Here is a 25403-nt window from a genome sequence, read left to right on the forward strand (position 1 = left end):
TATGGAAATATTGATGTGTGTAGCCGTTGGCATTCTGTTTGCGGTTGCCGTCTTTTTAATCTTGTCGCGGAGCCTGCTCCGAATCGTACTTGGCATGTCCATACTAACCCATGGTGTGCATCTGCTCTTGATCACCATGTCACGTCTCAAAACCGGGGCCCCACCCCTGCTGGGGGAGATGGCTGAACGTTATGTCGATCCTCTTCCTCAGGCTTTGATACTAACTTCAATTGTAATTAATTTCGGACTCACTGCGTTCTTCTTTGTTCTCTCATATCGTTCTTATCTGAAGTTAAAAACAGACGATATGGAAGAAGTAAGGGGGCGACCATATGAATAATCTCGTCGTTCTGCCTCTTCTGTTGCCTTTGGTTACAGGTGTTCTGGCTTTGCTCTTTTTCCGAAAAACAAATATCCAGCGGATCATTAGTGTCATCGGACTGTTGTTTACAGCAGCGGTCTCAACGATACTTATTACGCGGGTAGCTCAGACTGGAGTTCTAACGCTTAATATGGGCGGATGGGCACCTCCCTATGGCATTGTGCTAGTAGCTGACATGGTATCGGCGCTACTTGTCGTCGCCGCTTCCATCATTGCACTGGCGTGTCTGCTGTATGCGTTCCGCAGTGTGAACAAGGAGCGAGAAGAACATCACTTCTATCCGTTCTTCCATTTTCTGATTGCAGGAGTTAACGGTTCATTCTTAACAGGAGATTTGTTCAACCTATTTGTTTGCTTTGAACTGATGCTCATCTCTTCCTATGCACTGATCGTATTGGGAAGTACGGAAAGACAGCTTCGTGAAACGATCAAATATGTCTTGATTAACATCGTTTCTTCAGCACTGTTTGTCGCTTCTATTGGCTTCCTCTACTCCATTACTGGCACACTGAACATGGCAGATTTATCCGTAAAAATTGCTGAAGTGGGACAGAGCGGGGTCATTACCTTAATTGCCGTACTCTTCCTGATCGTTTTTAGCATCAAGGCCGGACTGTTCCTGTTCTTCTGGCTGTCTGGCTCTTATGAGGCACCACCTGCTGTTGTCACTGCATTGTTCGCAGGATTGCTCACCAAGGTTGGCTTGTACGCCATTGTGCGAACATTCACACTAATCTTCTATCATGATCCTGATTTCTTCCATGCACTGATCGGTTGGATGGCTGGTGCAACGATGGTCCTGGGTGTCATCGGTGCGATCTCATACCGTGATGTGAACAAAATTCTCATCTATAACGTGGTCGCAGGTGTAGGTTTTGTCGCTTTTGGTATGGCTTCGGCCAGTCGTCCTGCGCTGGAAGGTCTGCTCTTCTACATGCTGCATGACATGTTGATCAAAACATTGCTCTTCCTTCTCGGCGGAGCCTTGATTGCGGTTGCCGGAACATCCAAACTGGACAACATGGGCGGGCTGATCCATCGCTATCCGCTGCTCGGCTGGATGTTTTTCATTAGTGCACTTGCCTTGGCGGGCTTGCCTCCATTCAGTGGTTTTCCGGGGAAGTTGCTTCTCTTTGAAGGTGGCTTGCAGGCAGGCTTGTATGGTCTGACCGGCATTGCGGTGCTCTCCAGCTTATTAATGTTATATTCGGTACTGCGCATCTTCATACAAGCGTTCTGGGGTGAACCGCCTGCCGGGGTTGTAAGACGCCCTTACGCGGTGAACGGCCTGCTGATTCCTGCCGGAATTCTGTTTGTATTCATCATCGTAATGGGTGTGGGGGCTGAAGGCATGTTCCAATTGACCTCCCGCGCAGGCGATATTCTACTGCATCCCAATATTTATATTGATGCCGTATTGAAGGAGTAGATGTCTATGGCCTTTCAGATTGTACTGAATCTTATCATTGCTTTTGTATGGATGTTTCTGAACAACGCCTGGAATGGTGTTGGTTTTCTCATAGGTTACCTGCTCGGACTGCTTCTCATCGGGGGGATGCGCAGATTCTTCCCCCAGCGCTTCTATATTGTTCGAGTCTGGGCCATCTTCAAACTGATTGCACTGCTGTTCAAGGAACTGGTGCGAGCCAGCATTGAGGTTATACGCCAGATTATCAAGCCCAATCTCGACATAAGGCCCGGTATTTTTACGTATAAAACTCAATTGTCCTCGGATTGGGAGGTCACCCTGCTCTGTCTGCTTATTTCATTAACACCAGGTTCTCTGCCACTTGAGATCTCGGGTAATCAACGCAAACTGTTTATCCACGCGCTGGATATCAAGGATGAACAGAAAATGAGAGATAATATTCAAAACACATTCGAAAAAGCAATTATGGAGGTGACGCGTTAATGTTATCCTCACTGTTGTTCATCTCATTGCTCATTCTCTCCTTAGCCATACTAGGGTGCTTGTACAGGGTGCTTCGGGGACCATCCATGGCTGATCGGATTACAGCATTGGATACCATTGGTATCAATGTGATTGCTATCGTTGCCGTACTGTCGATGATGTTGCAAACCCAGGCCTATCTGGATATCATCTTGCTGATTGGCATTCTGGCTTTTCTAAGTACAGTGGCATTTGCACGTTATATTGAACGGGGGGCGGTATTCAAAAATGATGGAGATCGTTAAGGTAACCACTGAAACCGCTATAGGTTTACTCGTACTGCTCGGAGCACTACTCAGTGCACTCAGTGCATTCGGACTTATCCGTCTGCCTGATGTATATCTACGTGCCCATGCCGCAACCAAAAGTATGACACTTGGAGTGTTCTGTGTACTAAGCGCTACATTTTTCTACTTCTGGTACTTCGATAACTATATCAGTGCCCGCTTGTTGCTAGGTATTCTGTTTGTATTCATTACGGCTCCTGTCGCCGGACATCTGAACGGACGGGCCGCCTATCGCACAGATGTGCCACTCTGGGAGCAGAGCGTTCAAGATGAACTGGAACCCTTGTTAAAAGGTAAAAAGGTGAACCATGAAGCCAAGGACATGATGGAGTAATCCTCCATCTCAGGCATAGCGAATACCCCCGAGGATCAGCCGCCCGTTTCGCGGATTGTTCCCGGGGGTATTTTTTTATTTTTCATACACGGATCAACACTGATTATGCAGACTGATTAAGTAGTAAAGTCAGAATCCATTCAGTCCCTGTCTTCTCAGATCCGCAGCCACAATGCGCGCAAGCTGTGAAGCACCTTGACGATTCGGATGCAGACTATCCCCTGTCATATACAGAGCAAGTGTTGCCGCAGGACCAATTGAAGTGAAATAGGCAGAACTTAACTTATTCAGTTCAACCAGGGTGACTCCCTCTTCCTGAGCAAGTGCACGGGTTGATTGATTGTACCAGCGGTTCTCCGCTTGATGCACATTCGCTGTATTAAAGTCTGTTGCCCGGCCCTGAGGCGTGGAGAGGATAACCGTTGCTCCTTTGTTCTTCGCCAGACGCACCATATCCCGCATAATCTCTTTGAACTGCGCCTCCGTTGTATTATTCTTGGCATTGGTATCGTTAATTCCGAATTGCAGAATAAAATAGTCTCCCGGCTTGATATACTTCAGAATCGCTTCCATCTGACCATCATCGCGGAAACCTCTCGCAAATTGACCACTTGACGCCATATTTCGAACCTGGAAGGTGGAATTGTTCACATAGGACGGAAACAGCTGTCCCCAACCTCCTTGTACACTGCTGCCCAGCGGATAGTAATTACAAACTGTTGAGTCACCACCAATGTAGATTGTGCGGTTGGTAACGGTCTGATTGGATAACTTCCGGATTTCGAGTGCACTAAGTGTGAAGGCGGTGCCTGTCTTTCCTTCCGTAACCAGCAGGTTTAATTGCCCGTCAGTCACCGGAATTTGAAATTGGTCCGTTGCCCCGTTACCTGTCATATTAATGATCTGGTAGACACCTTCTGCAGCCACACTCGCTCTGGCTGTATTGCCCAGAGCCACTTTGACCTCATATAGGCCATTGGACAGATTCACATTGAAGGTATTGGTGCTCTTGGTCCCAAAAGTTAAAAACTGCACAGCGTCACTCTTAACCCCGCTTCCTGAGGCAGACACATTTCTCATCTGTGCAGGTGTGTTGAAGCCATAACCTTTCGTAGGCGTATAGGCATCTCCTGCGGACACGCCTGTGTAACCGCTCTCAACAGCACCCGAACCAAAATCAAATCTGTAATTGTCCGTTGCCGCTTCGGCGACTTGCCCTTCATTGCTTCCCAGACCGATGCCCATTGTACTCGCAAACAGAACAAAACAGAGCAGAAGCTTTACCGTTATTGACCATTTCATCACTGAGTTCTCCTCTCGAATCAGAATCAGAATCAGAATTAAATTGGTGCACGATCCACACTTCACAAAACTTGATCAAGCCAGTCATAAGCCTTCGCTCCGCTAATCTCATGTCCACCTGTAAAGAAATCCGCATCCAGTGATTCTGATGCTCCCGCCTGCTCATATATGTGTGTCAAACGCGCATACGCCTCTCTCGCTGCATGGATCGGGAACACCCGGTCATCACTTCCGGCTTCAATAAAAAGTGGCCTAGGCACAATCAGGCCGATGAGATCCGGCAACTCCGCTTCACGCAGGATACCTGGCACATAGTTGTCCAGACAATGGTTCCGATCCAGTATGCTGCCCTGGAATGTACTTGCATAACCACTTACTACAGTTGCCCGGAACCGTTCATCCAACGCGGCTGTAAATGCAGTCACCAGCCCACCACCCGAGATACCCATGCTTCCAATTCGCTCCGAATCCACTTCTGGCCGAGTCGATACATAATCCAGTACACGTGTTGTTTCATACACCCTATGACCGGCTAGGGTCTTCCCCACCATGAGCAGATGCGCAGCAATCTTCGTACAGGAACTTACCCCTGGTGGCGCTTCGCGGTCCTCTACCAATCTTCGATCACCAAATCCGAGCAATTCTGGAGCCGCAACCACATATCCACGCTTCACAAGTGCTACTGCAAAGTCCTTGTGTAATCCGGGCTCGCCTGTCCGTAGTGACCCATCCGGTTCCATACCCGATATCTCTCGGCTACCGTAGCCATGCCCATGACAAGCAACGATAGCAGGTCTCTTTGTATCAGTAATGCTTCCATCACCTGGAATTAATAAATATACAGGCATACGAAGTCCTGCATAGGTCGTGATTTCAATCCGCTCCCGAATATAGCCGTCACACATAATACGCTCCAGTAAGACAGGATTCAGTGCTGCCGCCATCGTTGGAAAACCGCCCAGCCGTTCTTTCACGCGAGTACGCAACTGATTGCGCCATAACTCCAATGGTTGATCTGCATGATACGCGGAACGACCACGAAGATTCGTTTGTTGTTGTAGATAGGCTTCAATATCAGACATGGGCCTGTGTCCCTCCTGTTTTTCGTAGGATAACGTAGATAAAAGACTATCATATGGAATTAATCCCATCCATTATAGAACATCGATGTCACCCATGAATTGAACATGTTTGCCTGTTTTCAATGGAATCACACGATTTCTAGCCAAAAAAAGGATATCTCCAACCTGAAGACAGGTTACGGAAATACCCTTCATTTCATCTGACCTGGCAGCCACCAGTTCCACCTGCCCATTAATTTCATCAATGCAGGTACCAGTATTAGCCGGATCAACGTAACGTCAATCAACACTGCTGCCGTGATTCCGATCCCTAACTGCCTCACACCTGCGACTTCAGCAAAAGCAAACGGCACAGTCACCACAAGCAGAATGGCCGCTGCGGAGGTGACCAGACGGCCTGTAGAAGCCAGTCCCTGTTGGACAGCCACATCACTGTCTCCGGTTCGTTTATACACTTCCTGAATACGGCTCAGCATAAACACTCCATAATCCATGGATATGCCAAACACCAATCCTGCAATGAATACAGGAATCATAATGGCAATGGCCGACGGCTCCATACCCAGATGTCCTTCATTGAACACCCACACCAATATGCCAAATGAAGCAGCTAAGCTGAGCAGATTCATCACAATCGCTTTGATTGGAATGAGCATCGATCGGAATGCCGCCAGTAACACAAGATAATTGGTGACCACCACAAATAACAGCACTTTGGGCAGTTGACTTGTGACTTCCTGCATTATTTCATATTGCTTGGCAGCTTCCCCACCATAACGTAGTTTCACGTTGTTGGAACCTGGTGCATGATCGCTATTCCTCATTTGTTCCAGCCAGTCTGCGACCTGCTCCGACCCGGGCTCCCCGTGTACGGTGGCTACCAATCGTATGGAATGATCAGAGACCGTTGAACGCAGCCATGCTGTCCTTGTTGATTCTTTACTTTCTATGGAAGGAGTTAGCGCCAGCGGTGGAATTTGAAAAAGGCTTTGCGAGCCGTTTTGATTCGACTGAAATAGGCCCCATGGTGAAACAATGCTCAATACGTCCGAGTCCTGCAGTAGTTGACGGGCTTTGTGGTGGGCCATCTGCCAGTGTGAGGCAGTCAACCGTTCCTGCTGTCCGCCAATCACGATCTCGATGGCGGAGGTATTCTTTTGCCCAAAATCATGTTGCAACTGCTCTGCTGCCTGGCGGGACTCCATTCTCTCTGGCAGTGAAGAAGCATCCGGGACGGACAGCTCCAACCGGGTCACTGGATAAACACACAGGAGCAGCACAACCGTGCCTCCAATGGCCATACTGACGGGTCGTTTCATGACCATTGCTGACCATCTATGCCAGACCGATCTTCTGGGTAACGAATGGACTAACTTTCGCCTGAAGACCCGATCCGCAGACAGTGATAGCAGAGCTGGCAGGAGCGTAACATTTAACAGTAGCGATAGGAGCAGAACAATGACAGCCCCCAAGGAGACACTCAGAAACATCGGCAGCCTGATCCAGAGTAGACCCAGCAGCCCAAGGAATACGCAAGCTGCCGAGAACAACACTGCTCTGCCTGCTGTGCGCAATGTTCGCTGAAGAATCTCGCTCTGCATATCCAGGCTTCTGCCCGTAACGTTAGCTTTGCCTTCATCTTCATAGGCCCGCTGAACTTCTTCCCTGTACCTGCTCAGAATGATCAGAGCAAAGTCTATACTCAGTGCCATGCCCACCATGGGAATCACATTAATGATAAAGTTGGACAATTCCAGATGGTAACCAAGGAGTGACGTGACTCCCATAGCGGTAATCACAGCACTGATCCCCATCATGACAGCAATCAACGCGGCATATAGCCCCCTGAATGCAAAACATAAAACGATCAGGACAATCGGCAGTCCCACCATCTCTGCCCGTTCCAGATCACGAAAGCTCAGATGATTGACATCCTGCTGGACGACTGTCTTTCCCGTCAATTGCACCGTACCTGGACCGTCTGTTGCCAGCACGGCGCGCAACTGCTCCAGTGGGGGACCCATCTGATGTGCAGGTACATCCATTTTCACAAGGGCATATGCCCTATGGTCTTGAAACGTCCCCCTTTCGCTAACATCCAGAGGGGATGTGATAGAAGTTACCGCAGGCAACACTTGAACCTGTGTCAGACGATCCTTGATCCACTGCCGGAACTGTAACGGTGAGGTATTTTCCTTTTTCTCAAAAACCAGAATAACCGGATCAGCAGGAGAACCGAATTCGTCCTCCAGAACAAGTTCAACCGCTTGCGCATCCCCGTGAACTTGTTTCAATCCGTGATCTTGAACCATGTCAGGTAACTTCCACGCCCAGACCGCTGACATCCCGATGATAAATACCCAGCAGAGAATAATGAACCGCGGATATCGGCTGATGAAGGCAGCAAGTCTGCGATAACCCATACCTAAGCTCCTCTGCGATCAGATTAGTCATTCGATTATATTCATCGGTAAGGGTAAGATCATAAGCACATTCAACCACCTGCGGTGCATATCTCCTTCACTCGGGTTCATGAACTATTGGATACCATGATTCACAGGTGTTCTGTTCGCTATGGGGGCAGGGATGTATGTAAAAGGAAGTAACTCTGCTGTCAGTCCCGGGCCAAAAGCCAGCGCTATCCCACTGGAACGTTCTTCCTTCTGTCTATAATCCTCGCGGATGGCTTGAAGAACAAAAAGAATCGTCACGGACGACAGGTTGCCATAATCCCGCAGGATGTTTCGGCTGTAGGAGACCTGCTCATCTGTCAACTGATACAGCTTCTGAACGGCATCCACGATGCCTCTGCCTCCCGGATGGATCGCCCATATTTCCGGTAAACTGCTACTCTCCAGCAACCGCTCTACCTCTGGACCGAGATGCAAACCAAGCAGCTTCGGAATCTGTGGTGACAGGTAGAGATCAAAGCCTGTATTGCCCACTTCCCAGATCATTTCTTCTGCACAATCCGGGAGCAGCGTTGAGTGCCCTCGGCCCAGTCGAAAACATTCATTGCGGTCTGTTCCAGACGCACCAATAACACAGGCAGAGGCGCCATCTCCGAAGAACGATGCAGCATACAGGTCGTCCCGTTTGGCAGATGGCTGAAAGTGAAGTGTACATAGTTCCACACACACGATGAGAACCGTAGCCTTCTGATCTGTCGTTACGATTGAATTCGCCAGTTGGATCGCCTTCAGACCGGCTGCACATCCTTGAAACACCAGTGGAATCCGGTTGATCTGCGGTGAAAGTTCAAGCTGCTGGATCAACCGAACATCAAGTCCGGGCAGGAATTGCCCCGTGCAACTCACCGTAATGAGATGTGTAAGTTCCGTTGAGGATATGTCTGCATCCTGAAGGGCCTGTCCGGCCGCTTCCAGACCAAGTGGAACAGCAGCAGCTTTGTATTTTGCCATACGCTCGGCTGTAGTCGGGACCTCCTCCGCATTGGTTAAGGGTAAATATCTGCAAGAATCAACAGGCTCAAGCAGATTCGGTTCACACGTATACCGAGTTTCCACACCGCACTGATTAAAGATTCGTTTGGCCCACCTTCTCGCATCCGGCTCATGTTCCAGCGCTTGTGCGAGACGGGCAGATACATCCTTTTGCTCAATACGGTGGGCAGGCCACGCCGTTCCTATTCCCATAATACTTGCCCCTGTACTTTCCTCAAGCTGGTTCATCGGCTTAACCCCCTATATAGTCTTGTCTTTCGTAATCAAAAGTGGGCTTTTTAAACATCCTATATATCAAATAGGTTCATATAGAAATGTGCAGGATATAGTACAAGTCTATTCACTCCCTGTCCCGTTTATGTTCATATCACAACAAAAGGCGGACAACCTATGCGAGTTTCGCATGTTGTCCGCCTTTATCAACAGGGTTAAACCCTTTCACAAATTACATATAGGATCTTTCATAACTATTCAGGTCGAATTATGGTGAATCTCTCTCCGAGCTTGGCATAATCATTACCCGCAAGTCGGCTGACTGGTTTCAAATGATCCATCAGGATATACCCCTTGTCCGGATTGTAGACTTCTTGGCTGAAATGATATTGCACTATGCGTACCAGCAACAGATCACTCATCGGTTTGCCATCATCGTTGGTAATGGGAATGTGCTGATACAGCTCACACTCCATCCGGATAAGTGCTTCCTTTATTCCTGGCACAGCAACCTTTGTACTTGGCACAGGGGTCAGTTTCGTCCGCTCAAGCTCACTTTCATGGGGTTCAAGGATAGCTGCTGTCTCATTTACTTCTGCTATGATTGCTTCATCACATATGTGCACGACCAGCTCTTTATGAGCAAGTACATTACGCGCAGTATCTTTCATAATGCCGTCTTTACGTGCAATGGATATGGATAACAGCGGTGGGTCCGAACTAACCACATTGAAGAAACTGAAAGGCGCTGCATTGATCGCACCATTCTCATCTGAACGTGTCGTCACAAAAGCAATTGGACGTGGCACCACCGAACCACTCATCAGTTTATAGTTGTCTCTTCCCGTTAATTCACGTGGATCCAATGTATACATATGTAATATCCCCTTCCCTGCTCGTGTAACAAGTGTCAATTTCACTTCAAGACACGATCACACACTCATATTTATTATATAACGTAAAATGCTGAATTAACAAAAAAACTCCCTGGTGCCTATTGCACCAGGAAGTAGAAACATGCTTTTTCATATCGACGATTTCTTATTTAACAATGCTGTTCTGAATGTCTTCCATAATTTGAAGGTTCGCTTGAACTCCGCTGTACAACCAGCTGCTGGACCGGGTGAATTCAAACAAATTGCCATTTTTCACAGCCGGGATACTTTGCCACACTGGATCTTTCAGTGCTTCCGCTCCAGTACCTGCATCACTATTAACAAAGAACAAGTAGTCTACATCCATTTCCGCCAGCTTCTCCATAGAGATGGAAGACCAGTTACCTGTTGCATTAGCAGAGATTTCTTTTACAACTTCAGGCTCTAGAAGTCCAAGTTCTTTGTACATTACTTCTCCACTTGATACGTTGTCACTTACAATAAAAAACTTGCCGCTAACCAACCAAATGGCCGCTGCTGATTTTGTTCCACCTGTAATGTTGTTGATCTTTTCCTTGATTTCTCTAGCTTTAACTTCGTAATCATCCAGCGCTTTTTGCGCTTCATCACTCTTATTCAAAATCTCACCGATTTTCAGTAACGTTTTACGCCAGTCGCTATTGATCTCATCGCCAAGTACATAAGTAGGTGCAATTTTACTGTACTGTTCGTATTTTTCTCCTTCAACCACACTTTCAGAACCAACAATAATCAGATCCGGGTTAAAACTTGTTACCGCTTCAAAAGGCAGATCAAAAGCAATCGTCGGGATACCATTCAGATCTTTTTGCAAATATTCCTGGATTCCGTTGGCTACCGACCACTGTGCAACTGGCTTAACACCTAGTGTTACCAAATTGTCTTCCAGATAAGACGCGATGACACGCTCCGGATTAGCCGGGATGGTAACCTCGTGTCCCATTGCATCTGTTAATGTGCGCTCTGTAGCGGCTTCTGTTTGTGTCTCTGTTTCCGTTGTTGTATCGTTCTCTCCTGCTGCTCCATTCTCTGCCGTCTTTGTTCCACACGCGGCCAACCAGATGGACATGACCATCACCGTAATCAGAAGTATGATCATCTTTCTATTATTCTTAAGCAATTTGTTATCCCCTTTCAATATGGAAACGTAGTCCTCGTTATTGTGACAGATATCTACGTTCAAAAAAATGATACTATTATTGATACATATAATATCCGTATGTACACTTTTCCGATTCCATTGACAATGATAATTGTTATCAGTCCAGTTGTCAATTCGATTTTGCTCTGCACTATAAAGTCGAACTAAGAATTATTTACACTGACACTACGATGATAGAACAACCTTCCAATCGCAGTTATCCCCAGATTTTTTTCGATTCCCTTTTCTCTAAGGGAAAAACCGGGGATAGCGTATGCTTCCGATGCAGCTTTCTTTCAGAAAGCTTTTAGCTTCGCTTTTTCAGTTTTTTCTATTCTCTCTGTTTTGTGTAAATGATTAGTTCAACTATATAGATTATATAAAATCTTCTTGGCGGCACTCACATATAGGCGGATGCCGCCATATGCTGAATGCAGAATACGACGACAGGAAGGATGTTCTGTACATGTATTACGAATATAACCCTTATCTAAGTTATGGAGAAGACCGTTCCTTTCAATTGCCTCCACTGTTCCCAGGAGGTGGCGGTGGCGGCACACCGGGTGGTCCGACGTTTCCTGGTATACCTGGCGGTCAAGGCTCCTATCCTCCATACATTCCAGGTGGAGGACCCGGTCCATATATCCCTGGAGGCATTCCAGGTACAATCCCGGGTACAGCACCGGGCGTACCTGCGCAGCTGACTCAAGGCAATCTGCCCACCCTGCTTAGTGCCTATCCTCGTCCGGTAGGTCAGCCTCCGGCAGAAATGCTTTTTCTGTATAACCTGATCAAAAGCAGCCCGGGTCTGCTTCCGCTCTTCCTCCAGCAACAACCGCAAAGCCTCACTCAAGCGGTGCAATTTGCACAGACTGGTGCAGCGGCACCACGAGATAACGAAGAACGTGTGCTGCCCAACTTTTGCTACAACCGATGGTCCCTTGTCTTCACATACAATGATGTCTACCTGATGTGGCCTGCCATTAATCTGTTTGGTTTTGTGGTGGGGTACTTTTATCCATTCCTCACGCCAGGTATACTGTCCAATACACAGATTTTGTTTGCGCTCTGTTAAACCTGTCCTTACCTACAGCAAGAGCCTCACTTGGAAGCATGATTCCTTCCAAATGAGGCTCTTTTTCGTTCTTTTAACCAGAACCAGTACATTTAACTCAACACCTGATCGTTCTGACGCTTCCTGCCTCTACTGACCATTAGGAAGTAAATCACCAAGGCACCGAGATCAGCACACGCAATAACGATTCCCATTGGCACAGCTGTGCCTTCTCCCCCGAGACCTACGAGGGGAGCGACAATACCTCCGAACAGGAACGTCATCACTCCAATAAGCGCAGACGCACTGCCTGCCGATTTCTCCTGATTGGCCATCGCCAAGGCGAAGGACGCGGTATTGACCAACCCAACACTGGATACCACCAGAAATAACGGAATCAGTACAGAGATTAGATTACCTCCAGCCAGAATGGCGATGAGCAGTGAAGTTCCTCCGAGCGCCGCGGTTAGCAACCCCGCGATTAACAGCCGGGTTTCAGATACCTTACCTGCAAGTCTGCCGGCAACCTGACTAGCCAAAATAATGCCAAGCCCGTTTATGGCAAAGCAAACACTAAACATTTGTGGGGACACCCCGTATATCTTCTGAAGCACAAACGGTGAACCGGATATGTAGGCAAACATGCCAGCCGCTACAAACCCCTGGGTCAACGCATAACCCATAAACTGACGATCCCCTGCGATTTGACGAAACGTAATCAGGGTCTGCTTCAATCCCCCGCTTGATCTGCGACTGGAAGGTAATGTCTCTCCAAGACCGAAAATGACAGCCAACAGCGTCAGTATTCCGATGAGGCTAAGCAAAATAAATACTCCGCGCCACGACGTATACGTCAACAATTGTCCACCAATGATCGGTGCAGCAATCGGGGCTACGCCGTTTATCAGCATTAACAGAGAGAAGAACCGTGTCAGTTCCGGGCCCGAATATACGTCTCTGACGATTGCGCGCGAGATGACAATCCCTGCCGCTCCAGCTACACCTTGAATAAACCGCAGCACAACAAAAGAGCCCATCGTAGGGCTGACCAGGCAAAGTATGGAGGCGATAGTATAGAGCACAAGCCCTGCAATGAGTGGTGTTCGCCGACCACGTACATCACTTAAAGGTCCGGCAAGCAACTGTCCAACCGCAAGTCCAATCATACACGCCGTCAGACTGAGTTGAGCATACGAAGTAGATGAACCAAACTCATCAGCCAGCGTGGGCAATGCGGGTAAATACATATCCAGGGACAACGGCCCGAAGGCCGACAATGTCCCCAGAATTAAAGCCATCCGTACACGAGATGTGGAGTTTGTGTTCAATGAAGCTGTTGTACTTTTCATCAAATACTACTCCCCGCTACCCAGCAGCTTGAGCAGATTGGACGGCAGTGTGAACTGTTGATTGTTAATAATAATACGGCGCAGTTCTTCTTCATCCCGCTCGTTCTCTGCATCTTTGATCTCCTGAATTTCACGGTGAAGTCGTTCCATCTGTTGATCCAGTGCATTTGCGGAGTCTGCCGCACTTTTCAGTTCCTTGGTCAAATGCTCGGGAACATCCTTATTGTATTTATAAAAAATCTTATGCTCCAGACTTGCCCAGAAATCCATCGCGATTGTACGGATCTGGATCTCCACACATGCTCGTTCCTCACCATTGGACATGTATACAGGCACTTCCACCAGAAGGTGAAGGCTTTGGTAGCCGTTTGGCTTTGGATTCTCGATGTAGTCTTTGACCTCCAGTACACGCAGATCACTCTGGTTGCACAGCATATCCTTAATACGATAGATGTCCGAGATAAAGGAACATGTAATCCGTACCCCGGCGATATCCTTAATATTTTGCTTGATGCTCTCAAATGTTAACTCATGATTTTTGCGGAACATCTTGTTCATAATGCTCTCAGGTGATTTCAGTCTGGACTTTGTATGCTCAATTGGACTGTAATCATGCAGAGACTGGAATTCTTCCTTCAGGACTTCAATCTTGGTCTCCATTTGATCCAGAGCAAATTTATAGATCATCATAAATCTGGTAATTTCATATTTGAATTTCTTGAATTGATCAATTGGATGTGGAGCGTTCATCATAGCTTTCTCCCTTTCTTTCTGCACACTAAAATTAGTTTTATAAAAATGAGGACAGCGGTCAATGCATATGCCTCCTGAACCATTATAAATCATATGGAGCCAATAAACGAATTTCTCACATTCGGGCTGGCTATTCTGCCTGGAAGGTATGGGAACTTATTTTACGCGCATCCTATAGAAGCATCCCTGTCATTTGGCCTGTTATAACCGATGAAAGAGGTTGATTTTCCTGCTCTATCAAGTGACGTATTCATCCGATACACTTCGGGTTAAAGCTTATTTATACCTGCCACAAGGTTGTTCATTACCAGATATCACGACATATGAAACTTCTCATCCCGGCTCTATCTCCTCTGCCTTTCCGGAATTCGCTTCCATACATACATCTCTACATTTGCAACCACTCGCCAGCCATTACCCTGCTGCAAAAATGCATGATATCGCACACACACAGGAACAGTGGCCTGTGCTGATCTATTGTCGCGGCGGACTTGGCAGCTATGGCGGGGTAAATACTGTTTGGCTTGAGCAATTTGTACATAAAGGTTATATCGTGTTAGCCCCATCCTATCGTGGCAACGAAGGCGGTGAGGGGCGTGACGAGTATGGCGGAAGAGATGCCGAAGATGTGCATGCCGCTTATCGGTTGATGCAGCGTTTACCTTTTGTCGACCCAACTCGGATATCGTTAATGGGGTTCTCCCGTGGAGCCATTAATGCTGTACATACCGCAACTGCCTATAATGAGGGACCGGACAAAGTACATAAGTTAGTTCTTTGGAGCGGTGTCGCCGATGTGGAACGCACTTACCATGAGCGAACCGACCTGAGGCGCACATTGAAACGGGTGCTGGGTGGCTCACCACGCGCAGTGCCGGAAGCTTATCTCGCCCGTTCTCCCTTGTCGAAAGCGAACAAATTATCTTGTCCTGTGCTAATCATGCATGGTACATCAGATACACAGGTGAATTATAGTCACGGAACCCGAATGTATCACTGGCTTAAGCGGAGAGGTGCGGATGTCACATTTCACGCTTATGGCGGGCAGGATCATCATTTTCTCGAGAAAATACATGAGTCAGCGGTGAACAATATGTTTGATTGGCTCGCTGCACCTTAAATCTTGCACTATGAATTCATTTTGAAGAAGCATGGGTTATGGCTGTATACTATAGGGGCTACGTTTTTTGAAAGGACGGATAGGATGAATCAAAGCACCCTCCAAAAATACGCCATGCTGCTTCTCTGCATGTCTGCCGGAATGGTGGATCTGATCGGATATCTGGGACTGGGGCATGTGCTCACAGCCAATATGACGGGAAATATTGTTTTGTTGGGTATTGCCATTGCCCGTGCTCAGGAATTTGTTGTAATTCGGTCATTGCTTGCTCTCATTGGTTTTATTGCTGGCAATGCCATTGCAGCACATATGGTTGGACATGTGCAGACCAAAAATGGCTGGTCCTCCAAGGTCACAGCTGTATTAACTGTTGAAAGCATATTGCTCCTGCTGTTCGCCATCGCCATGATTAGTCCATTTTCAGAACAACTGTCTTATCTGTTAATTGTCATCCTAGCCGTTGCAATGGGGATGCAAACAACTGCGGCACGCCGCATTGGAATTGCTGGCATCTCAACAACCGTGCTCACCAATAATTTGGCCGCTGTGGTTGAGGATACCGTAAGCATCCTCAAAAAGCTGCGACATGCCAATATCCGATCGTTAGCCAAAGCCTTGTCCACAGACTCCTACCTTCGTGCAGGTGCTGTTGTCATCTATTTGATCGGCGTCATTGCAGCCGCATTGTTATTCCACCGTGTGCCCATGATTGCAGTCTGGATTCCTGTCCTGATCATTGGCGGCGTAACCCTTTACGCCCGATTCCATGCATGGGGAACATCACAACAAAGCGAAAGTTAATAGCTGAAGAAGCAACCCATTCATTTTCAAAAGGCTGTTCAAAGTCCGCTTTAGGTTACTGAAAACTGGTCTTTTTAAACACATATTTTAAGTTATTTTAAGTACAATCACGCTATTTATTTCATCAAAGACGCCTCTTGGCGGAAAAGCTTGACAAGATGCTGTGCAGCAGGTGATAATACCTCCCCGGCTCGTGTACATACAGCAACCGTATTTCTCAGCTGTACACCTCGAACAAACACACGTGCCAGCCTGCCTTGCTGCACATCTTCGTTCACAACCAAAGAAGATATAAAGTTGGCCCCATAACCTGCCTTCACCGCACTAATCGTTTCGTTCAGCCCGTTGAACTGAAGCGCAATGCGGGGAGCGGCCAGGTTATTTGTAGTGCAAAGGGAAACGAGTCTCTCACGCGTGGCACTGCCTTCTTCGCGCATGATGAACGGTTCTGCCATCATCTCATGCAGCTCGATTTCTTTTCCCGCATACGGATGGTCAGGGTGCACAACAAACCACATCTCATCGTTAAACAATTCATCCCATTGGACACCCGTATGTGTAATGCCACTTCCACCATACACTGCAATCTCTGCCTCATAACGAAGCAACTGGTCAAAGGCCATCCGGGTGTTGGTTGTGCTCACAACAATCTCCACATCCTCGTGCATTTGCTTAAACCGCGCAATCCAGCCAGGCAACAGAAAATTCGAAGGTAAGTAGGTTGCCGTAAGACGGATTAGTCCTTTCTTGCCCTCCCGAAAATCCTGCACAAAATTCTCGACATCCTGCTCCAGCATGAACAGACGTTCCGCATATCCTGTTAACTGTATCCCCGCATCCGTAAGCACCAGTCTTCTTCCCTCCGAAACAAAAAGCTGGATTCCTAATTCACGTTCAAATTTCTTCACCTGAGAAGATACCGCAGGCTGACTAATATTTAGTTCCTCTGCGGCACGAGTGACCCCGCCATATCTCACAATGGCATGAAATAATCGTAATCCATGCAGATTCATGTTTACACCCTTTCCACGCCAATTACATAATCTAAAGTTATATTAACATACATAATATATATTTTATTTATATATCTACTCCATCTATAGTTGAAATATGAAATCCAATACATGAAACAAGGAAAGGAACATGTGAAGATGAAAAATATAAATACGACCAACCTACAGCATACCTGGACTCAAGTCGACGACTACATGAATGATCTGCTGATTCCATCAGATTCCCTGCTGGAACATACACTGCAAAGCAATGCCGAAGCTGGACTCCCTGCACATGACGTAACACCGAATCAAGGAAAGTTACTTCATCTCCTGCTGCAAATCCAAGGCGCATCCCGTGTACTTGAAATCGGCACATTAGGTGGATACAGTACCATCTGGATGGCAAGAGCGCTGCCTGAACACGGACGTATCGTCTCACTGGAATCGGAATCTCACCATGCAGACTTGGCTCGAGCCAATCTCACACGAGCAGGACTGATGCACAAGGTAGACCTGAGAGTTGGTCCTGCCCTAACCACCCTTCCCGATGTTCAGGAAGAATACAGGGAACCGTTTGATATGATCTTCATCGATGCTGACAAACCGAGTAATCCCGATTATCTGAGATGGGCACTGCGACTGACTCGGCCGGGGAGTCTTATTATTGGTGATAATATCGTCAGGGACGGTGAAGTGATCCGCACAGACAGCACAGACCCTAGAGTTCAAGGCGTTCGATCATTCCTACAGTTGATCGCGGATCACCCTCGGCTTGAAGCTACAGCACTGCAAACCGTCGGTAGCAAAGGCTACGATGGATTCGTCATTGCTCGTGTGATTGATGCCCCTGAACCAAAATAAACAGTGGTCAATTCTTCCGCAAATTCCCCTTTCCTGTTAAACTGGAATCACTGCACAGGCAGACTGGGGGGAACCACTTGAGAGTTTTACAACATATTAATGATGAAATTCGCGGCTGGTCCCGCAATATTCAACTGTTTTTCCTAGCTAGCATTCTGTATCAGATCGGAAATGGCATGTTCTCTGTCTTGTACAATCTGTATATTCAGGGGCTGGGCTATAATGATACAATGAACGGCCAGATTGTAAGTATTCAATCACTCGCAACAGCCATTATGTTTGTTCCTATCGGTCTATGCGGTGATCTGTTCAGCCGCAAGCGATTACTCATTACCGGGGCGTTATTCAGCGGAATCTTTCTAATCGGACGCTCCTTCGATTATTCGGCTACAGGACTGATTTGGTTCGCGGTATTTTCTGGCCTTTTCGCTGGGGTATTCCAAGTACTGGCCATTCCTTATCTGGCGGAAAACGTCAAGAAAAGCCAGCGGCTGAAGATGTTCAGTTATTATTCATCTCTTGTGCTCGCTTCCCAGGTGCTTGGTAGCCTGGGCGGCGGTGTATTCGCAGATTTGTTACATACGGCAGGACTCGCCAAAGTGACCGGATTGCAGACGGTTTTATTTGTCGGGGGTGCAGCAACACTGGCTGCATTTATTCCACTGTTATTTGTAACCGAAGGCAAGGCCGCTCCGCAGACAACAATTCCGGGGCAACCCGTTCTTCAATCCAATGCGGATCGAAAAGAAATTTCAACGAATACCCCAAGCACGGATGATTCGATCACGAAGAAAAAAGATTCCCGACTGATTGGTCAGTTTATAGTGACTCAGTTGTTAATTGGGTTAGGTTCCGGACTGGTTGTACCGTATCTGAATCTGTATTTCACCAATCGGTTCTCGGTTTCTCTGAGCGGCATGAGCTTACTGATTGCACTTGGTCAGATTATGACAATTGTATCCATGCTGATTGGTCCTACCCTGGCAGCAAAGGTCGGAAGCGTAAGAGCCGTTGTCATTTTCCAGGTCATGTCGCTGCCCTTCCTTCTATTAACAGGCTTCACCAATCTGTTGTTCATCGCTTCGCTCAGTTTCTTGTTCAGACAAGCATTGATGAACGCAGCCAATCCCATTCATTCAGCCATACTGGTGGATCGGATCTCGGACAAACGCCGCGGCATTGCCAATTCACTGATGCAGACCTCGTTCATGATTGGTTGGGCGACCATGGGACCTGTTCAATCCCATCTGGTCACCACATATGGAACGTACTGGGGTTACGCGATCACTTTCAGCATCACAGGCTGTCTATACGTTATTTCATCACTGATGTACTTTGTAATGTTCAGAGAACCCAAACCTTCCGCTAGGGCTCTCGCAGGATCTTAATGAGTTGAACAGTAGCAGTCTGGTAGTTCCGCAGATAACGCAACGTATCTCATCATCAGGAGTGGTCACACATGAACATGAATCCTTCATTAAACCTGAATGCATACCTGAATCTCTTGACGTAGCAACGTTGGATACCCTATTCCCCGAGATTCTTCTCTATGCTCCGCTCTGTGTAGCGGGTGCATGGGTTGCACGCAAACTCCGATTTCCGACGGCCTTTATGCTGGGTCCCATGATTGTCATGTGTGTCGTTCAATTAAGCACAACGATGCACACACCCAGCCTGCCAGCCTCCCTCTTAAACGTGATGAGTATGATCATATTCCTACCTGATTCCATGCCAAAAAGAGTATCCATTTGATGTCACATCCTGCGGATACTCTCTTTTATTTGTACAGACTCCTCTTCAGCATTTGGCCTCATTCAATTTTAAGTATAATGACTACTTATGAATAAATTCGGTTGTACATCCAGCCTACAATGCCCACCGTAACCACTGTTGCCCCAATAATGAATGCATAATAGCCAATCTTACTTTTGGACTCCGAAGTCTGATGATCATAATAATCCGAGTTACGTCGGTAAAAGCCCATCCATAACTCTCCGATCATATTCACAACAACCAATACAAAGCGTTTAACAAGCCCCATTATATTCGCATCTCCTCTCTAGATCGACCATCTTCCATATTAAGTATAATTATCCTGATTAATTAAAACAAGTCACTTAAACTACTTTCGGCGCAATCACGGTCGGTGCAGTTTCTTGCTCCAACCAGGTTAGGATATCAAATGCTTCCTGATTGGTGCTACCACACATCTCTTCCTCAGCTTGCAATCCACTGCATACCGCAGGACGATCTTTTTGGCCAAAAATTCCGCAGCGATTATCATCCGTAAGCTGCACACAACGTACACCTGCCGGCTTGCCATGAGCCATGCCCGGTATCGGTGATGATATGGAAATCGCGATACAACATGCGGCACAGCCTGTCCTGCATTCCATACATATACCCTCCTAATTAAAACTTATAGTACTTATAATACATGTTCAAAAAGACCGGTTTTCAGTTTTTGAACTACCTCTTAATTATGAGCGATTTATCCAGGTCCAGGTTCGAGCGAGCCCCTGAGCCATTCTCCGATTCATGCTTCGATTCGAAAAATACCCCCCATGACTTAGCGGATTCCAACTCATAGCCACGCCGCCAGAGTTCACTTCAATGTCTTCTTTAACCGCTTTCTCATAAGCGGGATCAATGGGGCGTAATGGATAACCCAGAATATCATCCCGATCGTAGAAGTTCACCCATTCCCCTTCCAGCCCGGCATAATAGTGATTCACATGGGAAGAGGGCACCTGAATTGGGCAACTAAAGTCATGGTAACGCAAACTCCATAAGGGAAGGGTTGTACCAAACGAGTAAAAATTGGTCAGGGTGTCGCCCCGCTCCAAAGCCGAGTTCACATCCACAACTTCAGGAACACGACTGGACGGATATTGCAGATCGTAGAAGAAGTTACTGGCGATTACGGCACCCAAACTATGGGCAACCACACAGAGCGGAGCTTCCGGTCCATTACGCTGTGCAAGGGTATGCATCGCCTGATTCAACGTTCGATGTACGGCATCATAGTTATGGCCTTGATTTTCCACAGGTTGATAAGCTACCGCATCAGCCAGGTAATGGATGACAAATCGGCGCAACGCCTGAAAGTTCAATCCCGGAGAGCTGACGAGCTGTTGAAAGAGCGCCTCTTCCCGATCCTCAAATACATCCGCCCAATATACAGGTTCGATATCCACCATCTGTTCGGAGGCTCCAGGCAAGACCATCACCTTGTCCAATTCCTTATGCAAACAAGTAATCAGCTTGTCCGCGTACCCATCCTTTCGCATACCCAGCCCATGAATGACCATCACCGCAATACGTGTCATGGCTCTCCTCCTCATCGATCTAGGATCTCTTTCTCCACCATATGAACGCCACGACTCGAACATGCCTGAAGCTTGCTTTGTTACAAGAACCTTTCCAACCACTATTATTTTAAAAATGTGATTCTTCCATTTTATATACAGTTTACCATGATCGTCATGAAAATAACGATCATACAGCAAAAAGGAGCTGCGTACATGCAGCCCCTTCTTGTTGTTGTATTCAATTAACCTTTCAGATGAACCTTCAACACACCATTTTGATTAGATGTAACATCACCTGTCGTGACTTCCACCCGTTCAACCATATCCTGACCATCTGGAATGATAATCGGTGTAATCAGCGGGTATCCCGCATCTTCAATGACCTTACGATCAAACTCCAACAGTTTTTGTCCAGCCTTTACATGCTCGCCAGCTTCCACATGCATGTTGAAGCCTTCACCCTTGAGGGATACTGTATTAATCCCGACATGAATCAGAACTTGTAATCCACTCGCGTGTTCAAGAATCACCGCATGTTTACTTTTAATCACATGAGCTACCTGAGCATCAAACGGGGCAACAACAACGTTACCGGAAGGTTCAATCGCTACACCTTCACCCATCTGTTTCTCGGCAAAAGCCGGATCTGGTACTTGCTCCAGTGATACGGCCTGGCCTGTTAATGGCGCCATGATTTCCAGTGTATTCACTGCTTCGTCCCCTACTTGAGCTGCACCACGTGTGCGCTGGTTTGGATCTGTTTTTCCAGTTGAAGAGGTAACACCCGAAGCAGCAGATTGCGATGTAGCCGCTGTAGGCTCAGCATCCGTTCCGTTGCTTGCATTACGATCTTCTTTTTTCAGTTTGGCTCTGCCAAAAAGGACGGTCAGTACAAACGGTACAACCAATACGATCGCCATGCCGATGAAGAAGACGCCCCACTTGTTAGGGAAAATCGACAGGAATCCCGGTACACCACCTACACCGATGGAGGTTGCCTGAACATTATTCATCGTCAGCAACACACCACCAATCGCGGAACCGACCATACCAAAGATAAACGGATAACGGTAACGGATATTCACTCCGAAGATCGCCGGCTCGGTTACCCCGAGGAAGGCCGACACCGAGGACGTTGCCGCAAGTCCTCTCATTTTCTTCTCACGCAGGACAAGCATCATCGCAAGTGCCGCTGAACCCTGTGCGATGTTGGACAATGCCAGCATCGGCCACAGGAACGTACCGCCCTGACTACCAATGAGCTGAACATCCACCGCGAGGAATGTGTGATGCATACCGGTGATAACGAGCAGAGCATATAGACCACCGTAGATCAGACCACCCAGCGCCGCGTATGAATCGTATACATAGATCAAGCCGGATGTAATTGCATTCGCAATGGCGAATGTAACCGGTCCAATAATCGTAAATGCAAGGAATCCGGTAATCAGCAACGTGACTGGTGCAACGACCAGCAGTTTAATTGAATCATGAACTCTCTTGTTCAGGAAAATTTCCATCTTCGCAAGCAGATAGGCCGATACCAGTACCGGCAAAACCTGCCCTTGATAACCGATCTTCTCAATCTCCCAACCAAACAAATTCCATGTTGGTACTGTGCCATTATTCACGGCATCAGCATAACCATATGCACTCAGCAGATCGGGATGTACCAGAATGAGACCCAGCACGATCCCGAGCAGCGGACTGCCGCCGAACCTTTTTACAGCTGCCCAACCAATTAGAGCCGGCAGGAATGTGAAGGCTGTACTTGCAATCGTATTAATAATGGACGCAAGATCCTTCCAGGCTGGGTAGACATCCACCAGTGATTTTCCATCAAAGAAAATGCCTGGACCTGTCAGAATGTTGTTAATCCCGAGCAAAAGACCTGCTGTGATGATCGCTGGCAAGATTGGAATGAAAATATCCGAGAGTGTTTTAATCGCTCGCTGAATTGGATTTTGCTTTTTACCAGCAACCGCCTTCACATCATCTTTGGAAGAACGATCTCCCCCGGTAATCTGAATCATCTCATCATAGACTTTATCCACCAGACCAGGCCCAATAACGACCTGGAATTGTCCCTGGGAAGAGAACTGACCTTTAACCAGATCATTCTGATCCAGACTTTCAGTATCCACTTTACTCTCATCATACAAGGCAAACCGGAGTCGTGTAACACAGTGTGTTGCAGCTTCAATATTCTCTTTGCCGCCGACTGCCCGGACGATCTCCTCAACCTGTTTTTTATCAATTGCCATAGTGTCACTTCCTATTTATAAAATATGATTAGTCCTGTTGTGGTACAAGCCACATATAGGATGCATACGGACTGAGCGAGATTTCCTGCGTCAGCGCAGGGGCCGCCTCTGTATTACCAATGAGTAATTCAGCTGATTTGCCTGCAATGTGATCATTCCAGACCACTTCCGGAAGCGAGAACGTGACGTCCCGTGTACTGAAGTTGGATACAACAATCAGGGTTTCACTTCCATTGGTCCGTGCGTACGCAAATACATCCGGGTGTGCATCATCCAAGCGTTCATACAGACCGTCGATCAGCACGTTTACCTGTTTACGCAGGGCAATCAATTTGCGGTAATGGTAGTAGATCGAATCCGGGTCAGCCAGCTGCTGTTCCACGTGAATCGAAGGATACCGCTCATCCACCTTCAGCCAAGGTGTTCCCGTAGTGAAGCCGGCGTTCTGACTTCCATTCCACTGCATCGGTGTGCGGGAGTTATCCCGGGAACGCTCCTTCACGATTTCGAACGCTTCCTCCGCTGATTTCCCTCGTTCTTCCTGAAGCAAGCGGTACATGTTCGTCGATTCGATATCGCGGAATTCGCTAACGTCATTCCAGACTGGATTCGGCATTCCGATCTCTTCACCCTGGTACACATAAGGCGTACCTTGCATTCCGTGTATCGTTGTCGCGAGCATCTTCGCACTCTCGGCACGATAGTCACCATCATCAGCAAATCGGGACAGTGCTCGCGGCTGATCATGGTTATTCAGGAACAGCGCGTTCCAACCTCCACCGGCCTGCATGCCTGTCTGCCACTCACTGAAGAGCTGTTTCATCGCTTCGAAATCATAAGGCATCAGTTCCCACTTCTGACCATTCGGATAATCCACTTTCAGGTGATGGAAGTTAAACGTCATCGAAAACTCCCGGGAAGCCGGGTTCGAATATTGGATACAATGTTCCAGTGTTGTGGAAGACATTTCCCCTACAGTCACCATGTTGTGAGGCCCGAATACTTCATCGTACATCTCGGTGATGTACTCATGCACACGCGGTCCATCCGTGTAGTACTTGCGTCCATCACCCGGTGACACGCTGCCATCATCATCAGGGAAACGCTGATCTTTGGAGATCAGGTTAATCACGTCCATACGGAAACCATCCACACCTTTTTCGGCCCAGAACTTGATCATATCCCGTACAGCTTTGCGTACTTCTTCATTCTCCCAATTCAGATCTGCCTGCGTTTTATCAAATAAAGTCAGGAAATATTGTCCCGTCTGTTCATCGAACTGCCAAGCAGGTCCACCGAACTTGGATTGCCAGTTGTTCGGCACACCACCATCCGGGGCAGGATCTTTCCAAATATAATAATCCCGATACGGATTATGCTTGGAAGAACGGGATTGCTGGAACCACTCATGATCGGTCGAGGAGTGATTCACCACGATATCAATCATCAGTTTCATATCACGAGCCTTCAGACCTTTCAACAGCTCGTCAAAATCCTCCATCGTCCCATAATCCGGATTAATCCGGTAATAGTCCGCTACGTCATATCCATTATCATGCTGCGGGGATACATATACCGGCTGCAACCACACAATATCGATACCCAGATGCTGCAAATAATCAAGCTTCTCGGTTAATCCACGAATATCTCCGGTACCCGATCCGGTTGTGTCATTAAAACTCTTCGGATATACCTGATACACCGTTGATGTCTTCCACCAAGATGACGGAGTTGTATTGTTAGAACTCATGTTAACGCCTCCAATAAATTGTAATGCTCTTATGTGATGTTCTCGGCTAACTTCATATCTATATTACATAAGTAA

The 25403-nt window shown here is 47.4% G+C and carries 25 protein-coding genes; 11 read left to right on the plus strand and 14 right to left on the minus strand.

Going from position 1 to position 25403, the window contains the following annotated elements:
* The first annotated feature begins 1 nt into the window (after position 1).
* From FE296_RS30885 to mnhG, 5 genes are read left to right on the plus strand one after another with little or no spacing between them, the layout of a single operon-like run.
* A complete protein-coding gene (locus FE296_RS30885; RefSeq protein WP_036670645.1) occupies positions 2 to 340 on the plus strand; it encodes a Na(+)/H(+) antiporter subunit C in 339 nt (112 codons plus the stop codon).
* Positions 333 to 1811 carry a Na+/H+ antiporter subunit D gene (locus FE296_RS30890; RefSeq protein WP_124114280.1) on the plus strand — a complete coding sequence of 493 codons (1479 nt, stop codon included), beginning with the start codon at positions 333 to 335 and terminating at the stop codon, positions 1809 to 1811. The genes FE296_RS30885 and FE296_RS30890 overlap by 8 nt, the downstream gene beginning before the upstream one ends.
* Positions 1812 to 1817: 6 nt before the next feature.
* A complete protein-coding gene (locus FE296_RS30895) occupies positions 1818 to 2294 on the plus strand; it encodes a Na+/H+ antiporter subunit E (RefSeq protein WP_124114279.1) in 477 nt (158 codons plus the stop codon).
* Entirely contained in the window at positions 2294 to 2578 is a 285-nt protein-coding gene (locus FE296_RS30900) for a Na(+)/H(+) antiporter subunit F1 (protein ID WP_017688855.1), read from the plus strand. Before FE296_RS30895 ends, FE296_RS30900 begins: the two co-directional genes overlap by 1 nt.
* A complete protein-coding gene (mnhG, locus tag FE296_RS30905; RefSeq protein WP_074094788.1) occupies positions 2562 to 2954 on the plus strand; it encodes a monovalent cation/H(+) antiporter subunit G in 393 nt (130 codons plus the stop codon). The genes FE296_RS30900 and mnhG overlap by 17 nt, the downstream gene beginning before the upstream one ends.
* Before the next feature lie 129 nt (positions 2955 to 3083).
* On the opposite strand, the gene FE296_RS30910 is transcribed toward mnhG, so the two are convergent.
* From FE296_RS30910 to FE296_RS30935, 6 genes are all read right to left on the minus strand, one after another.
* Entirely contained in the window at positions 3084 to 4256 is a 1173-nt protein-coding gene (locus FE296_RS30910; protein WP_150367530.1) for a rhamnogalacturonan acetylesterase, read from the minus strand.
* A gap of 62 nt (positions 4257 to 4318) precedes the next feature.
* Positions 4319 to 5338, minus strand: coding sequence for a dienelactone hydrolase family protein (locus FE296_RS30915; RefSeq protein ID WP_150367531.1), 1020 nt, complete (start codon positions 5336 to 5338; stop codon positions 4319 to 4321).
* Between the two features lie 191 nt (positions 5339 to 5529).
* Complete coding sequence (locus FE296_RS30920; RefSeq protein ID WP_150367532.1) at positions 5530 to 7761, minus strand: MMPL family transporter; 2232 nt, start codon at positions 7759 to 7761, stop codon at positions 5530 to 5532.
* A gap of 114 nt (positions 7762 to 7875) precedes the next feature.
* Positions 7876 to 9030, minus strand: a complete 1155-nt coding sequence (locus FE296_RS30925) for a type III polyketide synthase (protein ID WP_124114274.1) — start codon at positions 9028 to 9030, stop codon at positions 7876 to 7878.
* A 239-nt stretch (positions 9031 to 9269) separates the two neighbouring features.
* Positions 9270 to 9890, minus strand: coding sequence for a flavin reductase family protein (locus tag FE296_RS30930; protein WP_124114273.1), 621 nt, complete (start codon positions 9888 to 9890; stop codon positions 9270 to 9272).
* A 166-nt stretch (positions 9891 to 10056) separates the two neighbouring features.
* Positions 10057 to 11049 (minus strand): iron-hydroxamate ABC transporter substrate-binding protein, encoded by a 993-nt coding sequence (locus tag FE296_RS30935; protein WP_223869107.1) that lies wholly within the window; start codon positions 11047 to 11049, stop codon positions 10057 to 10059.
* A gap of 445 nt (positions 11050 to 11494) precedes the next feature.
* Between FE296_RS30935 and FE296_RS33085 the strand changes: the two genes are divergently transcribed.
* Positions 11495 to 12145, plus strand: a complete 651-nt coding sequence (locus FE296_RS33085) for a hypothetical protein (RefSeq protein WP_167483546.1) — start codon at positions 11495 to 11497, stop codon at positions 12143 to 12145.
* Positions 12146 to 12237: 92 nt separating this feature from the next.
* Here the strand turns inward: FE296_RS33085 and FE296_RS30945 are convergent, their stop codons facing one another.
* Both FE296_RS30945 and FE296_RS30950 read right to left on the minus strand, forming a co-directional pair.
* Complete coding sequence (locus FE296_RS30945) at positions 12238 to 13473, minus strand: multidrug effflux MFS transporter (protein WP_124114271.1); 1236 nt, start codon at positions 13471 to 13473, stop codon at positions 12238 to 12240.
* A gap of 6 nt (positions 13474 to 13479) precedes the next feature.
* On the minus strand, positions 13480 to 14223 hold the full coding sequence (locus tag FE296_RS30950; protein ID WP_124114270.1) for a GTP pyrophosphokinase: 744 nt from the start codon (positions 14221 to 14223) through the stop codon (positions 13480 to 13482).
* A 244-nt stretch (positions 14224 to 14467) separates the two neighbouring features.
* Between FE296_RS30950 and FE296_RS30955 the strand changes: the two genes are divergently transcribed.
* Positions 14468 to 15346 (plus strand): alpha/beta hydrolase family protein, encoded by an 879-nt coding sequence (locus tag FE296_RS30955; protein ID WP_150367724.1) that lies wholly within the window; start codon positions 14468 to 14470, stop codon positions 15344 to 15346.
* An 84-nt stretch (positions 15347 to 15430) separates the two neighbouring features.
* Positions 15431 to 16147, plus strand: coding sequence for a YoaK family protein (locus FE296_RS30960; protein WP_150367533.1), 717 nt, complete (start codon positions 15431 to 15433; stop codon positions 16145 to 16147).
* 116 nt (positions 16148 to 16263) lie between these two features.
* On the opposite strand, the gene FE296_RS30965 is transcribed toward FE296_RS30960, so the two are convergent.
* The gene (locus FE296_RS30965) at positions 16264 to 17160 is read right to left on the minus strand and encodes a LysR family transcriptional regulator (RefSeq protein WP_124114267.1); all 897 of its coding nucleotides are present in this window, start codon (positions 17158 to 17160) and stop codon (positions 16264 to 16266) included.
* Between the two features lie 138 nt (positions 17161 to 17298).
* Between FE296_RS30965 and FE296_RS30970 the strand changes: the two genes are divergently transcribed.
* From FE296_RS30970 to FE296_RS30980, 3 genes are all read left to right on the plus strand, one after another.
* Positions 17299 to 18003: an O-methyltransferase gene (locus tag FE296_RS30970; RefSeq protein WP_124114266.1), complete on the plus strand. Its 705-nt coding sequence runs from the start codon at positions 17299 to 17301 to the stop codon at positions 18001 to 18003.
* A gap of 77 nt (positions 18004 to 18080) precedes the next feature.
* Positions 18081 to 19391: an MFS transporter gene (locus tag FE296_RS30975; protein WP_150367534.1), complete on the plus strand. Its 1311-nt coding sequence runs from the start codon at positions 18081 to 18083 to the stop codon at positions 19389 to 19391.
* 4 nt (positions 19392 to 19395) lie between these two features.
* Positions 19396 to 19755 carry an AbrB family transcriptional regulator gene (locus FE296_RS30980; RefSeq protein ID WP_124114264.1) on the plus strand — a complete coding sequence of 120 codons (360 nt, stop codon included), beginning with the start codon at positions 19396 to 19398 and terminating at the stop codon, positions 19753 to 19755.
* Between the two features lie 85 nt (positions 19756 to 19840).
* Here the strand turns inward: FE296_RS30980 and FE296_RS30985 are convergent, their stop codons facing one another.
* From FE296_RS30985 to treC, 5 genes are all read right to left on the minus strand, one after another.
* Positions 19841 to 20044 carry a hypothetical protein gene (locus FE296_RS30985; protein ID WP_017688872.1) on the minus strand — a complete coding sequence of 68 codons (204 nt, stop codon included), beginning with the start codon at positions 20042 to 20044 and terminating at the stop codon, positions 19841 to 19843.
* Between the two features lie 76 nt (positions 20045 to 20120).
* Positions 20121 to 20399: a YkgJ family cysteine cluster protein gene (locus FE296_RS30990; protein ID WP_124114263.1), complete on the minus strand. Its 279-nt coding sequence runs from the start codon at positions 20397 to 20399 to the stop codon at positions 20121 to 20123.
* Between the two features lie 84 nt (positions 20400 to 20483).
* The gene (locus FE296_RS30995) at positions 20484 to 21332 is read right to left on the minus strand and encodes a chemotaxis protein (protein WP_124114262.1); all 849 of its coding nucleotides are present in this window, start codon (positions 21330 to 21332) and stop codon (positions 20484 to 20486) included.
* Between the two features lie 224 nt (positions 21333 to 21556).
* Positions 21557 to 23578, minus strand: a complete 2022-nt coding sequence (gene treP / locus FE296_RS31000) for a PTS system trehalose-specific EIIBC component (RefSeq protein WP_150367535.1) — start codon at positions 23576 to 23578, stop codon at positions 21557 to 21559.
* Positions 23579 to 23606: 28 nt separating this feature from the next.
* Positions 23607 to 25328 (minus strand): alpha,alpha-phosphotrehalase, encoded by a 1722-nt coding sequence (gene treC, locus FE296_RS31005; protein WP_150367536.1) that lies wholly within the window; start codon positions 25326 to 25328, stop codon positions 23607 to 23609.
* Positions 25329 to 25403: the final 75 nt, after the last annotated feature.

The sequence above is a fragment of the Paenibacillus sp. UASWS1643 genome, assembly GCF_008693195.1.
In the GTDB taxonomy this organism is placed as follows: Bacteria; Bacillota; Bacilli; order Paenibacillales; family Paenibacillaceae; genus Paenibacillus; species Paenibacillus amylolyticus_B.

What these genes read in the sequence shown, in the direction of transcription:
- FE296_RS30970 (WP_124114266.1), top strand. Translation starts at nt 17,299, where the DNA reads ATGAAAAATATAAATACGACCAACCTACAGCATACCTGGACTCAAGTC.
- FE296_RS30925 (WP_124114274.1), bottom strand. Translation starts at nt 9,030, where the DNA reads ATGAACCAGCTTGAGGAAAGTACAGGGGCAAGTATTATGGGAATAGGA.
- FE296_RS30915 (WP_150367531.1), bottom strand. Translation starts at nt 5,338, where the DNA reads ATGTCTGATATTGAAGCCTATCTACAACAACAAACGAATCTTCGTGGT.
- FE296_RS30945 (WP_124114271.1), bottom strand. Translation starts at nt 13,473, where the DNA reads ATGAAAAGTACAACAGCTTCATTGAACACAAACTCCACATCTCGTGTA.
- FE296_RS30885 (WP_036670645.1), top strand. Translation starts at nt 2, where the DNA reads ATGGAAATATTGATGTGTGTAGCCGTTGGCATTCTGTTTGCGGTTGCC.
- FE296_RS30910 (WP_150367530.1), bottom strand. Translation starts at nt 4,256, where the DNA reads ATGAAATGGTCAATAACGGTAAAGCTTCTGCTCTGTTTTGTTCTGTTT.
- FE296_RS30920 (WP_150367532.1), bottom strand. Translation starts at nt 7,761, where the DNA reads ATGGGTTATCGCAGACTTGCTGCCTTCATCAGCCGATATCCGCGGTTC.
- mnhG (WP_074094788.1), top strand. Translation starts at nt 2,562, where the DNA reads ATGATGGAGATCGTTAAGGTAACCACTGAAACCGCTATAGGTTTACTC.
- FE296_RS30990 (WP_124114263.1), bottom strand. Translation starts at nt 20,399, where the DNA reads ATGGAATGCAGGACAGGCTGTGCCGCATGTTGTATCGCGATTTCCATA.
- FE296_RS30950 (WP_124114270.1), bottom strand. Translation starts at nt 14,223, where the DNA reads ATGAACGCTCCACATCCAATTGATCAATTCAAGAAATTCAAATATGAA.
- FE296_RS30985 (WP_017688872.1), bottom strand. Translation starts at nt 20,044, where the DNA reads ATGGGGCTTGTTAAACGCTTTGTATTGGTTGTTGTGAATATGATCGGA.
- FE296_RS30965 (WP_124114267.1), bottom strand. Translation starts at nt 17,160, where the DNA reads ATGAATCTGCATGGATTACGATTATTTCATGCCATTGTGAGATATGGC.
- FE296_RS30960 (WP_150367533.1), top strand. Translation starts at nt 15,431, where the DNA reads ATGAATCAAAGCACCCTCCAAAAATACGCCATGCTGCTTCTCTGCATG.
- treP (WP_150367535.1), bottom strand. Translation starts at nt 23,578, where the DNA reads ATGGCAATTGATAAAAAACAGGTTGAGGAGATCGTCCGGGCAGTCGGC.
- FE296_RS30890 (WP_124114280.1), top strand. Translation starts at nt 333, where the DNA reads ATGAATAATCTCGTCGTTCTGCCTCTTCTGTTGCCTTTGGTTACAGGT.
- FE296_RS30900 (WP_017688855.1), top strand. Translation starts at nt 2,294, where the DNA reads ATGTTATCCTCACTGTTGTTCATCTCATTGCTCATTCTCTCCTTAGCC.
- FE296_RS30895 (WP_124114279.1), top strand. Translation starts at nt 1,818, where the DNA reads ATGGCCTTTCAGATTGTACTGAATCTTATCATTGCTTTTGTATGGATG.
- FE296_RS33085 (WP_167483546.1), top strand. Translation starts at nt 11,495, where the DNA reads ATGCTGAATGCAGAATACGACGACAGGAAGGATGTTCTGTACATGTAT.
- treC (WP_150367536.1), bottom strand. Translation starts at nt 25,328, where the DNA reads ATGAGTTCTAACAATACAACTCCGTCATCTTGGTGGAAGACATCAACG.
- FE296_RS30995 (WP_124114262.1), bottom strand. Translation starts at nt 21,332, where the DNA reads ATGACACGTATTGCGGTGATGGTCATTCATGGGCTGGGTATGCGAAAG.
- FE296_RS30930 (WP_124114273.1), bottom strand. Translation starts at nt 9,890, where the DNA reads ATGTATACATTGGATCCACGTGAATTAACGGGAAGAGACAACTATAAA.